The 19,303-nt window shown below is 45.7% G+C and carries 18 protein-coding genes; 13 read left to right on the forward strand and 5 right to left on the reverse strand.

Annotated elements, in window-relative coordinates:
• Positions 1 to 152 precede the first annotated feature (152 nt).
• The 4 genes from AAA939_RS00005 to AAA939_RS00020 all read right to left on the reverse strand — a co-directional run bounded on the left by AAA939_RS00005 (position 153) and on the right by AAA939_RS00020 (position 4,076).
• Entirely contained in the window at positions 153 to 911 is a 759-nt protein-coding gene (locus AAA939_RS00005) for an amino acid ABC transporter ATP-binding protein (RefSeq protein WP_338207685.1), read from the reverse strand.
• Between the two features lie 11 nt (positions 912 to 922).
• Positions 923 to 1,621 (reverse strand): amino acid ABC transporter permease, encoded by a 699-nt coding sequence (locus AAA939_RS00010; protein WP_338207708.1) that lies wholly within the window; start codon positions 1,619 to 1,621, stop codon positions 923 to 925.
• 74 nt (positions 1,622 to 1,695) lie between these two features.
• Positions 1,696 to 2,499, reverse strand: coding sequence for a transporter substrate-binding domain-containing protein (locus AAA939_RS00015; protein ID WP_338207684.1), 804 nt, complete (start codon positions 2,497 to 2,499; stop codon positions 1,696 to 1,698).
• A gap of 353 nt (positions 2,500 to 2,852) precedes the next feature.
• The gene (locus AAA939_RS00020) at positions 2,853 to 4,076 is read right to left on the reverse strand and encodes an aminotransferase-like domain-containing protein (RefSeq protein ID WP_338207683.1); all 1,224 of its coding nucleotides are present in this window, start codon (positions 4,074 to 4,076) and stop codon (positions 2,853 to 2,855) included.
• Between the two features lie 136 nt (positions 4,077 to 4,212).
• On the opposite strand from AAA939_RS00020, the gene AAA939_RS00025 reads away from it, so the two are divergent.
• Entirely contained in the window at positions 4,213 to 5,109 is an 897-nt protein-coding gene (locus tag AAA939_RS00025) for a LysR family transcriptional regulator (protein WP_057705396.1), read from the forward strand.
• A 72-nt stretch (positions 5,110 to 5,181) separates the two neighbouring features.
• Here AAA939_RS00025 and AAA939_RS00030 read toward each other — a convergent pair whose 3' ends face one another.
• The gene (locus AAA939_RS00030; RefSeq protein ID WP_338207682.1) at positions 5,182 to 6,027 is read right to left on the reverse strand and encodes an alpha/beta hydrolase; all 846 of its coding nucleotides are present in this window, start codon (positions 6,025 to 6,027) and stop codon (positions 5,182 to 5,184) included.
• Between the two features lie 833 nt (positions 6,028 to 6,860).
• On the opposite strand from AAA939_RS00030, the gene AAA939_RS00035 reads away from it, so the two are divergent.
• The 12 genes from AAA939_RS00035 (at position 6,861) to AAA939_RS00090 (ending at position 19,121) form a co-directional block, all read left to right on the forward strand.
• The gene (locus AAA939_RS00035) at positions 6,861 to 8,141 is read left to right on the forward strand and encodes a NupC/NupG family nucleoside CNT transporter (RefSeq protein WP_338207681.1); all 1,281 of its coding nucleotides are present in this window, start codon (positions 6,861 to 6,863) and stop codon (positions 8,139 to 8,141) included.
• Positions 8,142 to 8,408: 267 nt separating this feature from the next.
• The gene (gene rsmG, locus AAA939_RS00040) at positions 8,409 to 9,143 is read left to right on the forward strand and encodes a 16S rRNA (guanine(527)-N(7))-methyltransferase RsmG (RefSeq protein ID WP_338207680.1); all 735 of its coding nucleotides are present in this window, start codon (positions 8,409 to 8,411) and stop codon (positions 9,141 to 9,143) included.
• 17 nt (positions 9,144 to 9,160) lie between these two features.
• Positions 9,161 to 10,009, forward strand: coding sequence for a nucleoid occlusion protein (gene noc / locus AAA939_RS00045; protein ID WP_338207679.1), 849 nt, complete (start codon positions 9,161 to 9,163; stop codon positions 10,007 to 10,009).
• Positions 10,010 to 10,011: 2 nt separating this feature from the next.
• Positions 10,012 to 10,779, forward strand: coding sequence for a ParA family protein (locus AAA939_RS00050; protein WP_338207678.1), 768 nt, complete (start codon positions 10,012 to 10,014; stop codon positions 10,777 to 10,779).
• Positions 10,769 to 11,662: a ParB/RepB/Spo0J family partition protein gene (locus tag AAA939_RS00055; RefSeq protein WP_338207677.1), complete on the forward strand. Its 894-nt coding sequence runs from the start codon at positions 10,769 to 10,771 to the stop codon at positions 11,660 to 11,662. The genes AAA939_RS00050 and AAA939_RS00055 overlap by 11 nt, the downstream gene beginning before the upstream one ends.
• A 24-nt stretch (positions 11,663 to 11,686) precedes the next feature.
• Positions 11,687 to 11,878: a DUF951 domain-containing protein gene (locus tag AAA939_RS00060; RefSeq protein ID WP_125072820.1), complete on the forward strand. Its 192-nt coding sequence runs from the start codon at positions 11,687 to 11,689 to the stop codon at positions 11,876 to 11,878.
• Positions 11,879 to 11,907: 29 nt separating this feature from the next.
• A complete protein-coding gene (gene ychF, locus AAA939_RS00065) occupies positions 11,908 to 13,008 on the forward strand; it encodes a redox-regulated ATPase YchF (protein WP_338207676.1) in 1,101 nt (366 codons plus the stop codon).
• Between the two features lie 20 nt (positions 13,009 to 13,028).
• Positions 13,029 to 13,754, forward strand: a complete 726-nt coding sequence (locus AAA939_RS00070) for a DUF1129 domain-containing protein (RefSeq protein WP_338207675.1) — start codon at positions 13,029 to 13,031, stop codon at positions 13,752 to 13,754.
• A 189-nt stretch (positions 13,755 to 13,943) separates the two neighbouring features.
• Positions 13,944 to 15,095, forward strand: coding sequence for an IMP dehydrogenase (guaB, locus tag AAA939_RS00075; RefSeq protein ID WP_338207674.1), 1,152 nt, complete (start codon positions 13,944 to 13,946; stop codon positions 15,093 to 15,095).
• Between the two features lie 764 nt (positions 15,096 to 15,859).
• The gene (gene croR, locus AAA939_RS00080) at positions 15,860 to 16,549 is read left to right on the forward strand and encodes a response regulator transcription factor CroR (RefSeq protein ID WP_057705707.1); all 690 of its coding nucleotides are present in this window, start codon (positions 15,860 to 15,862) and stop codon (positions 16,547 to 16,549) included.
• A 15-nt stretch (positions 16,550 to 16,564) separates the two neighbouring features.
• Positions 16,565 to 17,725: a sensor histidine kinase gene (locus AAA939_RS00085; RefSeq protein WP_338207673.1), complete on the forward strand. Its 1,161-nt coding sequence runs from the start codon at positions 16,565 to 16,567 to the stop codon at positions 17,723 to 17,725.
• A gap of 64 nt (positions 17,726 to 17,789) precedes the next feature.
• On the forward strand, positions 17,790 to 19,121 hold the full coding sequence (locus AAA939_RS00090; RefSeq protein ID WP_338207672.1) for a serine hydrolase: 1,332 nt from the start codon (positions 17,790 to 17,792) through the stop codon (positions 19,119 to 19,121).
• Positions 19,122 to 19,303 lie beyond the last annotated feature (182 nt).

The following is a 19,303-nucleotide window of genomic DNA, read 5'->3' on the forward strand; positions in this document are numbered from 1 at the left end:
CTTCAATTACATTGACCGGACAACACAAAGAAGCGGCTTCACCGCGGTAGAATACCGCGGCAAAGCCGCTTAGACAGAACTCGAAAATTATATTATTTCACCTGTCAACTTGACAGGGACTAGTACAGAAAAGGGTGGCTTATTTTAATAAGTTATTTTGCTTTGTCGGAAATAGCCGTGAACGTCATTGCGGCTAGGAAGTCCGAAATTCGTTGGGTCGGCTGTTTGAAGAACTCATTTGGTGTGCCGTCGAATAGAATCTTACCATCTTCGACGAAGAGAATCTTATCTGCAACGGCCCGGGCAAATTCCATGTTATGAGTAACGATAATCATGGAATTTTCTTCTTGCGCGAGGGCTAGTAGGACGCGGAGCACCCCGGCTTCAAGTTCGGGGTCCAATGCACTCGTTGGTTCGTCCAGTAAGATGTATTCCGGATTCATCGCAAGGGAACGTGCAATGGCGACCCGTTGCTGCTGACCACCGGAAAGTTGGCCGGGGTAGACGTCGGCCTTATCAGCCAGACCAACTTTATCTAATAAGTCGAGCGCCGTTTGCTTAGCTGCGGCCGGCTTTTGTTTGAGAACTTGGACGGGACCTTCCATCACGTTTTTGACGACGCTGAGGTGTGGAAACAAGTTGTAGCCTTGAAAGACCATCCCCGTTTTTCGCCGAATACTGAGCATCGTTTTACCCGTGATTGGTTTAGCAAAATCAATTGTTTGATCGTTAAAGTGGTATAAGCCGTCCTCGGGCCGTTCCAATAAGTTCAGGGAACGAAGCAAGGTCGATTTACCCGAACCAGAAGGCCCCACAATAACGGTCGTTTCGTGCGCTTTAAAAGTGGTGTTAATGTCGCTTAACGCTTGGTGGTCGCCAAACGTCTTATTGACGTGTTCAAATTTAATCATAGCAACCCCTCCTAATTAAGTGGCCGTAAGTAACGGGACGTCCGTTTTTCCAAGTAACCTTGTAGCCAGCTCAAAATGGTACATAAAATGGCGTAGAACGCTGCGACCAACGAGTACATCACCAGTGGCTGGTAGTTTTCCGCCGCAATTTGTTGGCTGACTTCAAACATTTCAATAATCGTGATGGATGCGGCTAAGGAAGTATCCTTAACTAAGCTAATGAAGCTGTTAGAAAGTGGTGGTAATGAGACCCGGGCAGCCTGTGGCAAAATGATTCGCCACAGAACTTGCGATTTAGTCATACCGATGGAATAAGCGGCTTCCCACTGGCCTTGGGGAATGGCTAAAATGGCGGCCCGAATGGTTTCCGCACAGTAAGCCCCCGTGTTGAGTGAGAAGGTGGCAATCCCGGCCGTCCACGGATCAAGTTGAATCCCGTTTGGCCAGAGTCCCTTCACCTTTAGATAAGGTAATCCGAAATAGACGATGAATAATTGAACTAGCAGTGGGGTGCTCCGGAAAAGCCAGACGTAAAAGTAGGCGATTGCCTTTAAAATCGAGAACCAGCCGCGGCGCGGTGATAATTTAACCAGTGCCGTAAAGACGGCCAAAATTAAACCGATAATAAATGAAATAATAGCGATTGGAATGGTGTATTTTAAACCCGCAACTGCAATTTGAGGTGCGGAGGTAACGATAATGTGCCAAATTGAATCCATGAAGTTCCTCCTGTAAAGAAATAGTAGTGCTATGTAGCCCGCTGACAACGATCAGCGGGGAGAACTTATTTATCGGTGACGTTACCACCGAAATACTTATTAGAAAGCTTTTTAAGGGTTCCGTCTTGGCGAAGCGATTGAATTGCCTTAGAAACTTGTTTTTCCATCTTAGGATGTTGCTTAGAAATCATCGCGCCAATCTTTTGGGCGGCAATTTCATTGTCAGCGTTAATTAACTTAATGTTGGCTTTCGGATTTTGCTTCAAGTAAGCGTAGAAAGCCTCACGTGAGTTGATCGTCCCAGCAACCCGACCTTGAGTAACTAAGTCGATTGATTGTTGGAAACCGTCCGTAGGGGTAATTGTGGCACCTAAACGCTTGGCGTCACCCGCATTGTTACTAGTGGTCGTTTGGGCCACTTTTTTACCCTTGATTGCGGTGATGTTTTTGATGCTGGAATTCTTCTTAACGGCTAATTGTGGTTTAGAGTAAATGTACGGTGTTGAGAAGAGGTACTTCTGCTTCCGTTCTTTACTTTCGGCCATGTTATTTAAAATAACGTCGTACTTATTACCATTTAAACCGGCAATAAGTGAATCAAACTTCGTTGGGACGAACTTGGCTTTTAGGCCCATCTTTTTAGCAACGGCTTTACCTAAATCAACTTCAAAGCCAGTTAGCTTACCATCTTTACGGTAACCATATGGTTGGAAGGTTCCTTCCAAACCAATGGTTAACGTCCCCGATTTTTGTAGTCCTAAGTCGTTGCTAGTTGAGTTACTGCTAGATTTGCTCCCGCAAGCCGTTAAAGTGACGGCAAGTACGAGACCTAAAGCAGCTAGCCCTAATTTTTTAGCCCAAATTTTCATTTAAACACACTCCTGGAATTTTTTGCGACACTCCTAGTTTATCGAAAAAAAGAAGTGTTAACAAAAAATAAGCATTATAAAACGGTTTTTAACGTCATTATAAAAAACAATGGATGGTAGCGTTAGTGTAGCGAATGCTACAAGGCCTGTCAAACGGGGCTTTATGCTGGTATAAACTGATTGATACCCTAAGTGACGTTTAACGGCGCTTGGTGGGAGTTAATGGGCACCATGTCGTGCGAGAATATTTATTATTTTGACCATTAGGCCGTCTATTAGATTCAAAAAAAGCAGTTTCCCGCATGACTTGCTCATGTAGGAAACTGCTTTTAGATTTATCAAATCGCGGTACGTTAAGGCAGCGCCACTTTTGCGACGGTTGCGTCAACGTTAAGGTGTTGAAGAATGCCACCGAGCCGCTTGATACCCGTGGTAATCGTAACGGGGTCTAAGCCAGTGAAGTTCAGCCGGAAACCGTTCGTGACTTTGCGATGTGCAAACTGGCAAGCGGCCGGAACGTACGCAACGTGGGCTTGTGGTAAGACGACATCTTGTAGTAACCGTTGTGCGTCAACACCTTGTGGTAAATTGACCCAGATGAAGAATCCGCCGGCTGGCCGTGTGAAGCTGACGTTAGCCGGGAAGTAGCGGTCAAGGGCGTTTAACATGGCATCACGTTTAACCTGGTAAGCGGCGTTGAGGTTAGCAATGTGTTGGTCGATATCGTTGTGAGCCAAGTAGCTATCGATAGCGGCTAACGTAACGCTAGAAGACTGAACGTCAGTTGCTGACTTCAAGTTTACGAGGGCCTGAATCAGTGGTTCGTCGGCCACTAGCCAGCCCGTCCGCAAAGCGGGTGATAAGATTTTAGAGAAACTAGAGATAAAGATGACGCGACCTTCAGTGTCAAAGTGTTTAACGGCGGGTAAGCTCGTCCCGTCATAACGGAGGTCGCGGTAAGGACTGTCCTCTAAAATAATGGCATCATATTGGTTGGCGAGGGCTACTAGGTCTTTACGACGTTGTAGACTCATCGTGGTCCCGGTTGGGTTATGGAAGTCGGGGACCGTGTAAATTAATTTGATTTCAGGATGCGCTTTAAGCGTGTGCCGCAAGTAGCGGATGTCCATGCCGTCGTGATCGACTGGGATTTCATAATAAGTTGGTTCGTAAGTGTCAAAGGCGGCCAACGCCCCCATGTAAGTGGGGCCTTCAACGGCCATGGCGTCACCGTGGTTGAGGAGTAACTTTGCGACTAAATCAATGGCTTGCTGCCCGCCTTGAGTGAGCATGATGTTGTCAGCGGTGACTTGAACGTCGGCGTGGTTAGCCATCCGTTCAGCAAGTTTTTGACGGAGGGTCGCCAAGCCTTGGGTAGAGGCGTACTGGAAAAGTGCTTGGCCACCCCGGTTAATGGCGTCTTGATAAGCGGCTTTTAGGGCGTGATCTGGAAAGAGCCGGTTATCTGGAAAACCACCAGCGAAGGAAATATTTTCCGGATTAGCACTATTTTTGAAAATTTCGTTCAGGTCAGAAGTGTCGTTGTTCAAAACACGGTTCGCAAATAGATTTTTCATAATAATTTCCCCCACTGAAGTTTTAAAGTTATTGGTTTACTTGATGGTTACTATGATAAAATGAGGCTTGAAGTTAGTAAAGCTCAACTTTTTCAATCTTAGATGAAAACAGTTCATGTAAAAGGAGTTAAAAGTAATGGCAAATTTTGCTTACGAGGTGTTTGCGACCGTGGTTGCGCAACAAACATTCTATCAAGCCGCCGCCACGCTTAACGTGACGCCTAGTGCGGTCAGTCACTCTGTAAACCAATTAGAGAAGGAACTGGGCTTTCCGTTGTTCATTCGGAACCGTTCGGGGGTTGAACTTACCAGTGATGGTCGGCAGGTTTTACCGTACGTGCAAGAGATTCTCAATACGGAAAGTAACCTGCGCCAAGTTGCCGATAACATTCAAGGACTGCACTCCGGATCGGTGCGAATTGGCGGTTTTAGTAGTGTTTGCATCAATTGGTTACCGCGAATTATCCGTAAATTTAATCATGAATATCCCAATATTAAAATTTCAGTGATGCAGGGTAATTTCAATGAAATTACAAACTGGGCCAAAATTGGGACAATCGACATCGGTTTTACGTCGATGCCGGTGAATGAGAACTTACTTGTACATTCACTCATTAATGATCCTATTTATTGTGTGACGCCCGCGGATTTTGTTCCCGAGAACGGGGAATACATCACGACGGACGACGTTGCGGACAAAAACTTTATCCTGCAACAAAGTGACTATGATCGTGATACGAAGTTGGCACTGGATCATTACCACGTTACGAATAACTTTTTGCGATTCTCCATTGATGACCAATCGATTATTTCGATGGTGGAGTCCGGCTTAGGAATGGGAATTTTACCAAAACTAGCACTCAGAAAACTGACGGGGGACGTGAACACTTATCCGTTTGCGGAACCGTATAACCGTGAGATTGCGTTGGTAGCTAATAAGACTCAGGCGACAGCGCCGTCAACGGCAATCATGATTCGAGCCATCAAGCGCTTCTTGACGGCGGAATATCCTGATCAGATGTTATGGGCTTAGAAATCAAAAACGACCACACGGAAAGTTTGAATTTCCGTGTGGTCGTTTTTGATTGATATTGGAAGTTGACGGTTAATCAATAAAATCTTGAATTCTGTCACCGAGTTTCCAACTTTCTAAAATATGCGTATGACTAGCATGCCAACTGTGAATGACAGTCTGCTGGTAATTTTTAATGACTGGTTTAAAAATACTTTGTCCGGCGAGGGCGCTTTGGATTGGAACCACGCCATCCCCATTGCGGTGGCCCTTGGCGTTACCCGCAATGAGTAAGACCTTGGTCTTTGGACTGAGAGCTTTGCGTTTGTTAATTAATTGCGTCAAGGTGGCGGTTCTTTGGTTGCGGTCAACCGGGTTAGTTTTTTGAGAGTTATAGCGCTGATCCGTCCCGTTAAACGCGGTTGCAATGGTAATTAAGTGCGCCGGTGCCAAACTAGGATCAGTATGTTCTAAGTAGTGAGTTGCAACGAGTCCCCCGTCGCCATAGCAAACGAGGTTGTACTTATCAAAATGGTAATTTTCCTTAGCAGCAATGATGGTCTTCTTGATTAACTGCGACTTTTTAGTGGCAGTTAGCCCCTTAGATAGTACCAGCTTGAGGTAGGGTCGGTTGTCACTGGTTCGAATTGGCCCGTTAAATTTAATTTTGCCATTTGTAGAAATCTGGACGGTCGTCACTGGTTGCGAGCCGTTATTTTGTTGCATCGTGGCGATTAATTGCCGTTGCTGCTCAGCATCCAGTGAGGCATCTAGTAGTAACAGAACGGGGACCCGTTCTGTAGATGTCACCGTAATACTATCAACGTTGTGGCGGGGCTTGCGCACTTGATGCTGCCAGAGCATCGTGCCACCAATCACAGCTAATAAGGTTATCAACCAGGCCGTACCAACTAGTACTTGTTTTGTCGTTTCTTTCATAAAGTCATAACTCATCTTTCCGTAGAACGTTCCTTATTAACTTAGCTTAGTCCTGCGGAAGTTGCAACTATCAATCGTGGGTTCATGGCTGAACGCCAAGGCTTAGTTGCTTAAAGATGACGGAATTTGTTTAATTTAGGAAAAGGTCGCATGAGACGCAAAAGACCCGACCAAAGATTTGGCCGGGTCTCCTTAAAGGTATCAGTCTTGTGCTCCGAACAGGGCAGAGACTGATGCTTTAAGATTAGATATGGTACTCAAAAAGCATCACCCCCTTTCATTAATTGTCAGTAGCTTAACGCCGTTTGCTTTTTGGGTCAACTAATTGGTTCGCAAAGTTGGTAAACGTTGTATAATGAACTTCCTTGGCAGGGGCACCCGGCGTTTTAGTCACCGGGTTCTTTATCAAACAGCGGTCGTGATCACTTCGGTGGTGACGACCGCTGTTTGTATTGGTTAAATTATCCGCTTCGGTGGGCGGTGCCGGTGTGCTGTGGGGGACGGTCCCAGCCGAAGTGCGGTCTGCTCCCTCAACTCAGAGCCGATACCCCACGTCTCTGAGTTGCCCAGCAATATTGGCCAAACCCTGACCAATATTGCCGACACAGCACACCGGTTCTCCCCGACGGAACGGCTGATTTTTCCGCTAAACTGCGAAAATCAATTTGAACTTTGGATAGCGCCACTCCGCGGATTGGAACGGTCTAATTAGGTTCTTAATAATTTCTTTAAAAATGCCTACCACAACTTTCCTGAACATGGTAAATTAGTAAAGGTAGTTTTTTTGTAAACTTTTTGTTTTATCACTTATTTAGGGAAGAGGGATTATTCACATGATCTTTAACTTGGTAGTTAATATTATTGGGATCGTGGTATTCATTGCGATTGCCTACTTATTCTCCAAGCAAAAGCACGCTATTCATTGGCGCTCAGTTGGTATCATGTTGGTACTAGAAGTCTTGTTAGCATGGTTCTTGACGGGTTCACAAGTTGGGGTCGACGCAGTTAAGGCTGCCGCCGACGGATTCACTTGGCTCGTTAACGTTTCGTATGAAGGTATCTCGTTTGCGTTGGCCAGCTGGGTTAATGTTAAGCAGATGGACTTTGTAACGAGTTCGTTATTACCAATCTTATTGATTGTGCCATTATTCGATATTTTAACTTATATCGGCGTATTACCATGGATCATTAAATGGGTTGGCCGTGGGTTAGCTTACATTACGGGCCAACCTAAGTTTGAATCATTCTTCGTTGTCGAAATGATGTTCTTGGGTAACACTGAAGCCTTAGCCGTTTCACAGTTACAATTGAAGCAGATGAAGGCACAGCGTAACTTAACGATTGCGATGATGTCGATGAGTTGTGTGACGGCGTCAATCTTAGGGGCTTACATCAAAATGATGCCCGGTCAATTTATCTTGACCGCGGTCCCAATGAACGTTTTAAACGCAGCGATTATTGCGGCAATTTTGAACCCCGTTGAAGTTAAACCGGAAGAAGATACGATTGCTAAAATTTCCGGTAGTTCAGCTGTTGAAGAAACGACTGACACCACTGAAAGCGGCTCAGAAGATTTAGCTAACGAACAAGTTAAGCAAGCTAAACCAGCCCGCGAACCATTCTTCTCTTTCTTAGGTGATTCAATTTTAGGCGCTGGACGCTTGATCTTGATTATCGCAGCGAACGTTATTGCCTTCGTTGCCTTAGCTAAATTAATTGATAAATTATTAGGTTTGATTAATCCAAACCTTTCACTAGAAAACTTATTTGGAATCGTTATGTTCCCATTTGCTTGGTTACTTGGTTTCAACCCACATGAAGCTTTCCAAATGGCATCGTTCATGGGGACGAAGTTAGTGACTAACGAATTCGTTGTCATGGGGGAAGTTTCAAGTAAGGTTAACACTTACACCCCTCACTTCCGCGCTGTCTTGACGGTCTTCTTAACATCCTTCGCGAACTTCTCAACGATTGGGATGATCATTGGTGCCTTTAAGGGTATCGTTGACCGTGAAAAGAACGACTTGATCTCACGGAACGTTGGCTACATGCTTCTTTCTGGGATCTTAGTTTCACTCTTATCAGCTGGGGTCGTTGGCCTCTTTGTTTGGTAGGAATTAATTATAATAATGATAATGAGGTTTCGGACAGTTTGTTCGGAGCCTTTTTTAGTCTCATCGTATTCGAAAAAATTCCAATCAAAATGAATCGCTTGAAGGGACGATAAACCTAGGCCTTTCAAGGGGTTGACGTTGGTAAGCAATCAAGCTCGTGCATTGATTTTAACCCGCATTTACGTTAAAGTTATGAGGTGACGTGAAACATTCAAGTTGTTTCACAAGTGTAAGGTAAATGCGACCTTAATTAAGGAGCTTTTTGATATGAATCCAGAAGAATTTAAACGGGCGTTGGAGAGTCATGGGATTGACCTGACGACCCAGCAGTTGGCCCAGTTTGCGACGTATTTCAAACTACTGATTGAGACTAACCGGCAGTTTAACTTAACGACCATTACTGCCGAGCCAGAAGTTTATCTCAAACATTTCTATGACTCAATTACGCCGGCATTCTACGTGCCAGCACTACGGGAACAGCCATTAACGATTTGTGACGTAGGGGCGGGCGCCGGTTTTCCGTCAATTCCACTGAAGATTGTTTTTCCACAGTTACAAGTGACGATTGTGGATTCCCTCAATAAGCGAATCAATTTCTTGCAACAGTTAGTGGATCAGCTCGGGCTGACTAACGTGCAACTGTTCCATGATCGCGCAGAAACCTTTGCGGGTAAGAAGTCAGTACACCGTGAAGCGTACGACGTGGTGACGGCGCGTGCCGTAGCCCGGTTGTCCGTTTTAAGCGAACTTTGTTTGCCATTAGTTAAAGTTGGCGGCCAGATGGTGGCTTTAAAGGCGGCTAATGCGAGAACGGAAACGGCTGAAGGCGAGTACGCTGTCAAAGTCTTAGGTGGTAAAATCACCGCGGATGAAGCGTTTAAGTTGCCTGAGACTGGAGACCCACGGCATATTATCGTGATCGATAAAAAACAGCCATCGCCAAAGCGCTATCCGCGCAAACCGGGAACACCGGCAAAACAACCGTTAACGGCTAAGGCATAGGTTGGGGAGGTAACGACATGGCATTTTCTTTGTTTGGTTCTAATCGTGATAAACATAAGGAAGCTGAGGTACAGAATACGACTCAGCAGATTGTGCGTATTCCGGTAACCGCCATTATTCCTAACCGGTTCCAGCCACGGCAGATCTTTGACGAAGGCGGAATTGCCGAGTTAGCCGCAACGATTGCCGAGCACGGGTTGTTACAGCCGATTGTGTTGCGGGAGTATGAACCTAAAAAGTATGAAATTATCGCCGGTGAACGGCGCTTTCGGGCAATCACGTCGCTACATTGGGCGGACGTGCCCGCCATTATTCAGAAAATGGATGATGGTGAAACGGCGTCAATGGCGCTGATTGAAAACTTACAGCGTCAAGATTTGACGGTCATTGAAGAGGCAACGGCGTATCAAGAGCTGATGAAGCTCAATACGTTGACGCAATCCGCCTTGGCTAAGGAGTTGGGGAAGAGTCAGTCGTTCGTTGCGAATAAACTGCGACTATTAAAACTGGCTCGCCCCGTGCAGCAAGCCTTGCTGGAGCGCAAAATCAGTGAACGCCATGGCCGAGCGTTGTTACATTTAACAACTGACCAACAAGGCGTCATCTTGAAACAAGTGTTGGCCGACCAGTTAACGGTCAAGGAAACGGAACAGTTAGTCGCAAAACTGCAAACACCGCCCAAGCCAAAGAAAAAGCGCGCCCGGGGGCTGACTGGCGACACCCGGATTGCCGTGAATACGATAAAAAAATCTATTAAAATGGTGACCGATGCCGGGATGCCCGTCAAAACGCATGAAGAAAATACGGAAGACGGCTACCGAATCACGATCGAAATTCCAAAAAATCAACCAAGGGGTGGTAAGTAGTTATGGGAACCGTAATTGCACTCGCTAACCAAAAGGGTGGCGTTGGCAAGACCACGACCAGCATTAATTTAGGTGCTAGTCTCGTGGAATTAGGCCAAAAAGTATTGTTGATCGATACCGATGCGCAAGGAAACGCAACTAGTGGTTTGGGCATCCAAAAATCAACAATCGAAAATGAAATTTATGACGTACTGATCAACGACGTTCCCATTAAAGAGACGATTATCCCAACGAGTCATAAGGGCTTGGACATTGTGCCGGCCACGATTCAGTTATCAGGGGCCGAAATCGAATTAACGCCGATGATGGCACGCGAAACCCGGTTACGGGATGCAATCGATGACGTGAAGGGCGACTACGACTTTATCTTGATCGACTGTCCGCCTTCGCTTGGGTTACTGACGATCAACGCGTTTACCGCCTGTGATTCGATTTTAATTCCGGTTCAAAGTGAGTATTACGCTTTGGAAGGTTTAAGTCAGTTACTGAATACGGTCAAATTAGTGCAAAAGCACTTTAATAAACAACTGAAAATTGAAGGCGTATTGTTAACGATGTACGATGCCCGGACAAACCTGGGTGCGCAAGTTAATGAAGAAGTTCGTAAGTACTTCAAGGACGCCGTTTATAAGACCATTATTCCACGGAACGTTCGTTTGTCGGAAGCACCAAGTCACGGCCTTTCCATCATTGATTACGATATTCGTTCAAAAGGTGCACAAGTTTACTTAGCTTTAGCAAAGGAAGTGTTGGCCGCCCATGGCAAGTAAAGATAAGGATCAAAACAAAGCACTCGGTCGCGGAATCGGGGCCCTGTTTGCCGATGTTGATGAACCGACTAGTGAAGAAGCCGTCGTTGATCTGAATTTAACGGACATCCATGCCAACCCGTACCAGCCACGTCAAAAATTTGACCAAGCGGCGTTAAAAGAACTGGCTAGTTCCATTAAGAAGTCCGGCGTCTTCCAACCAATTATTGTGCGCCAGCCCGATGTAGAAATTAAGAAGTACGAAATCATTGCTGGTGAGCGGCGTTTCCGGGCGTCTAAGCTTGCAGGGCAGACGACGATTCCAGCCATTGTGCGAGACGTTACCGAAGAACAAATGATGGAAGTCGCCGTGTTGGAAAACTTACAACGCGAAGACTTAACCCCGTTAGAAGAAGCTGAAGCGTACGATTCTTTGATGAAAAAGTTGAAGTTAACGCAGGCGGAAGTTTCTAAACGCTTAGGCAAGAGTCGGCCTTACATTGCGAACTACTTGCGGTTGTTGGGATTACCAACGAGCGTTAAGCAGATGATTCAAAAAGGGCAGTTATCGATGGGCCAGGCCCGGACATTGTTGTCGCTGAAAGACAAAGCCAAGCTAGCGCCACTAGCGAAACGCGCGATTAAAGATAATTTGACCGTCCGGCAATTGGAACAAATCGTGGCGCAGTATAATGGTGATACGAAAAAGGCGGTCAAGAAACCCGCTGTTAAAAAGTCCCCTTATATTCGGGCCAGTGAAGAACAACTCCAGGAAAAATTTGGGACGGCCGTTTCGATCCAAGCCAAGACAAATAAAAAGGATCAAGGTAAAATCGAGATTCCGTACTTGTCGAATGACGACCTGACGCGGATTTTAGAAATTCTGCACATTGATTTAAATTAATTAATTTATAAAGGGGCGTTGCGCATGTATGATTTAGGTGATATTGTCGAAATGAAGAAAGCCCATCCATGTGGTGTGAACCGCTGGGAAATCACGCGAATGGGTGCCGACATTAAGATCAAATGTACCGGATGCGGTCACGTGGTCATGATGCCGCGCCGTGAATTCAATAAAAAGTTAAAAAAGGTTTTGGAAAAGAAAGCCGATCAAGCTTAATTATTTAAAAGGAAGAGTGAATAACCGATATGGCACTTACAGCAGGTATCGTTGGGTTACCAAACGTTGGTAAATCCACATTGTTTAACGCAATTACAAAGGCGGGGGCCGAAATGGCCAACTATCCATTTGCGACGATCGATCCAAACGTGGGGATGGTTGAAGTTCCCGACAAACGATTAGACCGAATCCAAGAACTTATTCCCGCTAAGAAAGTCGTTCCTACGACTTTTGAATTTACCGATATCGCCGGAATCGTTAAGGGCGCCAGCAAGGGTGAAGGACTTGGTAACAAGTTCCTTGAAAACATCCGCCAAGTTGACGCGATTGTGCATGTGGTTCGTGCTTTTGATGACGACAACATTACCCACGTTACTGGGAAGGTTGACCCCCAAGACGATATTGAAACGATTAACTTAGAATTGAGTTTGGCTGACCTAGAAGCCGTTGACAAGCGTTTTACAAAGGTTCAACGTGCCGCTAAGGGGAGCGACAAAGAGGCTAAGGCCGAATATGCCGTTCTTGAAAAGATTAAGCCAGCGCTTGAAGCGGGCAAACCCGTTCGTTCTTTGGAATTTACTGAAGATGAACAACCAATTGTTCGCGGCCTATTCTTATTGACCTCAAAGCCCGTCTTATACGTGGCCAATATTGCGGAAGATGATATGGCTGATCCAGAAGGTTCTAAGTACTACAAGATCGTTGAAGACTACGCTAAGCAGGAAGGCGCCCAAGCAATCGGGGTCGCCGCTGAAACTGAAGAAGAAATCGCTGAATTGGATGACGATGATAAGGCGGACTTCTTAGCTGCTGAAGGTGTCGAAGAACCTGGTTTGAATAAGCTAATTCGGGCTTCTTACAAGCTCTTAGGCCTAGAAACCTTCTTCACGGCTGGTGGCAAGGAAACCCGTGCGTGGACCTTTAAACGCGGAACTAAGGCGCCTCAAGCTGCCGGAATTATTCACTCAGACTTTGAACGTGGATTTATTCGGGCCGAAGTCATGTCTTACGATGCCCTGGATGAAGCTGGTTCAGAAGCTAAAGTTAAAGAAAATGGGAAGTTACGGTTGGAAGGTAAAGACTATGTCATGCAAGATGGTGACATTGTTGAATTCCGCTTCAACGTTTAAGCCGAAAGGAGAACATACTCGTGAGTGAAAGTGAAACTTCAAAAACACCCCGAAATGCGGCGGCTGGCGCTAAGCAGATCAAAGCTGCTGAACGGCCAATCCAAGAAGCAACGGAATTAACGAAACGGAATGCTGAATACATGCGGCAGATGCGTAAATCGTTAAATGATACTAAGTTGAGCGGTGAAAAGAAAAAAGCCGTATTAGAAGAAATGACGAATACGTTATTAACGGAACAAGGCCGTGGGACCACTGCGCGTCAACTCTATGGGACCGTTCAAGAACGGACGCAAGAGATCGTTGATCCTAAGAAGACGCCGGTTGAACAACAACAAGCTAACTACTGGATTTCTTCTTTAGATAGTGGTCTGATGTTATTCATGATTTTCTGCTTGATGTACGGAATCATGGGCTTAATCGGTTCAAATACGCCAAAGAGCTCTCAAGGGGCGATGGGCGTTACCGCTATCTTATTGACTTCCGTCGTTGGGGGTCTTGGGGTAACGAAGTTGTTCCAATACCTCGTACCAGTTAAAGGACAACCAAAAGTTTCGCTATGGAAGAAAATTGGTTGGTCAGTTTTAGCCGTCGTCGTATGGATGTTCGTCTTTGCGACGGTCTCATACATCAAGGGACCATGGAACCCGATTTTACCAGGAATCGCCTACTTAGCGATTGCGGTCGTGGTCTTCTTCGTCCGGATGTGGCTAAAACGTCGTTACAAGATTACAACTAGCCTGTTTTAGGCTGTCTGCAGAACTCGGAAAATTCCGGGTTCTTTTTTGTAAAGGTCTAGTTAATATTTAGCTGTAAAGCGTCAAATTACGGGATTTTGTAAAATAAGAATTTTCTGAAATTCTTGCGTGTTGCTTGCATTTGCCCTGATGTTTTGTTACCTTTACAGATAAAATAAAATCATAAGGAGCTAACGTTCAATGTCTAATTGGGATACAAAGTTTGGGAAAAAAGGTTACACGTTCGATGATGTACTATTAATTCCGGCTGAAAGTCATGTTTTGCCGAATGAAGTCAACTTGGGTGTCAAACTTGCGGATAATTTGCAACTGAATATTCCAATTTTGAGTGCGGGGATGGATACCGTTTCTGAATCCGCTATGGGAATCGCTATGGCTAACCAAGGTGGCCTAGCGGTTATCCATAAAAACTTAAGCATTGAAGCACAGGCTGGCGAAGTGGCGAAAGTTAAAGCCGTTGAAAAAGACGACCAACACCCACACGCTGCCGTTGATGCGAACAACCACTTGTTGGCTGTTGCTGCCGTTGGGGTCACTAGTGATACTTTCGAACGGGCTGAAGCCTTATTTACAGCCGGTGCCGATGCCATCGTGATTGATACGGCGCATGGTCACTCTGCTGGTGTGTTACGTAAGATCAAAGAAATTCGCAAGCACTTCCCAACGCAAACATTGATTGCTGGGAACGTTGCAACTGCTGAAGGCACTCGGGCATTATTTGATGCCGGTGTTGATGTCGTTAAAGTCGGCATTGGCCCTGGTTCAATTTGTACGACCCGGATCGTTGCCGGTGTTGGGGTGCCTCAATTGACAGCCATTTACGACGCTGCGAGTGTTGCACGTGAATATGGCAAGCCAATCATCGCCGATGGTGGGATCAAGTACTCTGGTGACATCGTGAAGGCCTTAGCAGCCGGTGGTAACGCCGTCATGTTAGGGAGCATGTTAGCCGGAACAACTGAAGCACCTGGTGAAGTCGTCTTTGACGATGGTCGCCAATACAAGTTCTACCGTGGAATGGGTTCCGTTGGGGCCATGTCACAAGCGCACGGTTCTTCTGACCGTTACTTCCAAGGTGGCGTTAACGAAGCCAACAAGTTGGTTCCTGAAGGCGTTGAAGGCCGCGTCCCATTCAAGGGTAGTGTCGATGACATTATCTTCCAAATGCTTGGTGGTTTACGCTCAGGGATGGGTTACGTTGGTGCCAAAGATATCGACGCATTGATCGATAACGCACAGTTTGTTGAAATCTCTGGTGCGGGCTTACGCGAATCACATCCACATGAAATTCAAATTACGAAAAATGCCCCTAACTACTCAGTTAATGGCTAATCAAAGTTAAATCAAAAGGCTGAAACGATTTTCGTTTTGGCCTTTTTTTGTGGGGTTAAACGGGTTTTCGCTGGGTGAGTGCGGTATGATTAAGTTATTGGTTCAGAGTAGAAAGATTTAAATTAGCCGCTTCGTCGGGTAGAACTGGTGTGCTATGGGGGACGGCCACAGCCACACTGCGGTCTGTGAGCTCGATTCAAAGCCGATAGACCGCGTCTTTGAATTGCCCCGCAATATTAGGTCGGCAAAGAACGCCGGCCCAATATTGCCGACACAGCACACCAATTCTACCGACTCCGCTAAATGTAGTGTTACTTTGGTTGCTGACTATCGGAGTAGGTAATAAGTGACTAATTTACAATAGTGGTGGTAACACTAAAAAGCCAGTAATTTAAGTATCTAAAGGTTGAAAGACGAAAATGATTACTAATGGCCTATTCTAGCAACGTTAGTACCAATAAACTTGTTTTAAAGCAGTCTTAGCGAAGCCGGCAGAACCAGCGGGCCGTGTCGGCACTGTTAGCTGGCGTTTTTTTGCCAGGTTACAGTGCGGGGCGACTTGAAAGACTCGTCCTTTGAGGCTTTCAAGCGAGGCGGAAGACCGTTCTTTGTCTGCAGCCGACCCCATGGCCCACTGATTCTGCCGGCAAAGCGCCGAAAGATGGTAATGGGATTTTAAGCTTTCCCTAAAAAGGCACGTGAAGTGTTAAGTTGAGTTAACTTTTTGATAGAATGAAACCAGAATGATTTAAGGAGAAATAACTATGAAAATTTTAGTAGTCGATGATGACAAAGAAATTGCGCAACTATTAGAAATTTACATCAAAAATGAAGGTTACGAACCAATCAGTGCCTATAACGGGCGCGAAGCGTTAACTAAATTAAATACGAACCCGGATATTGCATTGATGATCTTGGACATTATGATGCCCGAAATGGACGGAATCCAAGTCATCAAAGAAGTGCGGAAAGATTCACAACTGCCAATCTTAGTGTTATCCGCTAAAACGGGCGACATGGATAAGATCCAAGGCTTGATTACGGGGGCCGACGATTACGTTACGAAGCCATTTAATCCACTAGAAATTATGGCACGGGTCAAATCATTATTACGGCGTTCAGAAAACAACGTAACGACTACCGAACCCGACGTTTTGGATATTGGACCATTGACCATCAACAAGGACTCACATGAAGTTAAGACGTTGACGGGCAAAGATATTCAATTAACGGCGCTGGAATTTGGAATCTTATACTTACTTGCGAGCCATCCGAACCGGGTCTTTTCTGCGGATGATATTTTTGAACGGGTTTGGCAACAGGAAAGTATCGTATCCGCCAAAACGGTCATGGTGCACGTGAGCCATTTGCGCGATAAGATCGAAGAAGCAACTGACGGCGAAAAGGTTATCCAAACCGTTTGGGGCGTTGGTTATAAGATTGAATCACGCTAACAGTGAGGTCAGCTTTTGAAATTAACAGGACGCGAAAAAAGTGAATTATTTTTTGAAGGAGTAGTGACAGTTATTCTGCTACTCCTTTTAAACTTGTCGATCGTTGTACTGATCAACAGTGCCATTGCTCATAATCCAGGTCTCCAAAGCGGGATTTTTCAGATTAAACGCTCAATCAAACTGGGACCGGCGAATTACCAACTATGGAGCTATGAGAACCTCTTCATTGTTTTGATGTTGATTGCGGACGGCTTTGTTTTGTATTGGCGCCTGATCCGGCGGTATAAACAAATGCAACTACGGCACATCATTAGTGAGCTACACTACATTGCGGCGGGTCATTTTGACCACCGGATTGATTTTAGCCTGACTGGCGATACGCAACGGGTCGTTGAAAGTGTCAACGCGCTTGTCGATTCGGCCATCCACTCAATGGATGAAGAACGTGAAATTGAGCGTTCTAAAGATGCGCTGATTACTAACGTCAGCCATGATATTCGAACGCCACTGACGTCGATTATCGGTTACTTAGGCCTGATTGAAAATAAGCAGTACCAGTCTGAAGAAGATTTGGTCAAATACGCACACATTGCCTACTTGAAGGCGACGCAGATGAAGTCGCTGGTTGAAGACCTATTTGAATACACGAAGGTCCGTCAGACCGAAACGCCACTAAATATCAGCCGGTTGAATTTAACCGCGATGTTGGAGCAGTTGGCGGCTAGTTTTGAATTGGAAGCTAATAAGAAGAACATGACGGTCGAAGTCGAGAGTGGTGATCAGCCAATCTACTTGGAGGCGGATGCCGAAAAGTTAGGGCGCGTTTTCAATAATTTGATTACGAACGCTTTTAAATACGGGACGGGTGCTAAGCGGATTATCTTGCAAGCTGAGCAGCGTGATCAAGAAGTTGTGATCCACGTCGCAAACGATGGGCAGCGGATTCCGGCCGAAGCACTGGGCCGATTGTTTGAACGGTTTTACCGGGTCGAGGAGTCACGCTCCAAGGCAACCGGGGGGTCTGGACTAGGGTTGGCGATTGCACAAAGTATCGTTCAGCATCATGGCGGCTACATTTATGCGCAAAGTGATGATGAGCTGACGAGCTTTGTCATTCACCTACCAGTTGATCACGACCACCCGTTAACAAAAACTAAGCAAGAAATGACAAATTAGCTTGTTTCCGTCGAGCAATTTATTTAAACTTAGACTTAGCATCCAAGAAAGGGATAATTGAGAAATGAGATTTGCAGGAAAGTTCAAGAAAGTTATGATTGCCCTCGTTGCGGCAGTCACATTTAGCACCACGGGATTAGGCATTGCGGGAGCCGATATTCAGGCGCAGGCGGCTAGCACACCGTCAATTTCTGCAAAGGCAGCCATTGCGGTTGACGCATCGACCGGTCAAGTTTTGTACGACAAAAATAGTACGAAACCAATGGCAATTGCTTCAATGACTAAGATGTTAAGTACATACTTAATATTGCAGGCGATTCACAAAGGCAAGTTGTCTTGGAATCAAAAGATCAGTGTCAGCAAGGCCGTTGCCAAAATGAGTCAAAACAAGACTTATGCGAACGTGCCATTGTTGTCGACTAAGACGTATTCAGTTCGGCAATTATATAATGCGACTGAAATTTACTCTGCTAACGCAGCGGTTACGGCGTTAGGGGACGCCGTTGCCGGGTCACCACATAAATTTGTCGATATGATGAAGAAGACGGCTAAGTCTTGGGGCATCACGGACGCAACGATTATTAACGCCTGTGGGTTGACTAACAAAGAAGTCGGTAGCGATATTGGTTACAGCAACGTTGCTGGTAGTACCGAAAACATGATGTCGGCACAAGACATTGCGACGGTAGCGAAGAAGTTATTGACGGACTACCCTGAAGTTTTGAAAACGGCAAGCATTGCCCACGCTTGGTTTGGCAAAGGGACGAGTTCTGAAACTAAGATGGACAACCGGAACTACATGTTAAAAGGGCTCGTTAAGCACTATTCCGCTTTACCCGTTGATGGGTTAAAGACTGGGACTTCGACTAAAGCCGGGAACGCCTTTACTGGAACGGTTAAGTTTAGCAATGGTAACCGGATTATTACGGTCGTCTTGCATGCGGGTTCTGCAAGTGACAACGGGACGGAACGTTTCACGCAGACGGCGCAAATTATGTCGTACGTCTTCCATAACTACACCACGACGACGATTGCCAAGTCAGGTGCAATCAAGGGCGTTAAAACCGCCGATGTGCAGGATGGTAAAGCGTTGACGACTAAGTTAGTTTCCAATGATGGTGCGACTAAGATCTACTTACCAACTGGTACGGATGCCAGTGCCGTTACTGGGAAAGTCAGCTTGAAGAAGGCCGCTACCACGGATGGTAAGATTCAGGCACCGGTTAAAAACGGTAAGACGGTCGGTACGGCTAACTTGAGCTTGAGCAAGAAGCCAATTACGGTCGTTAATGGGACGAAGAGCAGTACGTTGAAACTGAACGTAACGCCAAAGAATTCAATTGAAAAAGCCAACATTTTTGTCCGCATGTGGCGGGGAATCAAGAGTTGGTTCTAAAACCTAACGTTGTGCGTCAAAATTTTGGCGGGCAATGACTAAGAACGAGTGTTGAACACGTGGGACGTGGTTGGCACTCGTTTTTATTTAGAAAATTCCGTCAGCTATGAAAAACTGATGTAACCCTTTCCAAAAAAATGTATAATAAAAATGATAGTACCAATTAGAATGGAGGAGTCGTC

Origin of the sequence: Lactiplantibacillus paraxiangfangensis (genome assembly GCF_036246185.1) — a bacterium.
In the GTDB taxonomy this organism is placed as follows: Bacteria; Bacillota; Bacilli; order Lactobacillales; family Lactobacillaceae; genus Lactiplantibacillus; species Lactiplantibacillus paraxiangfangensis.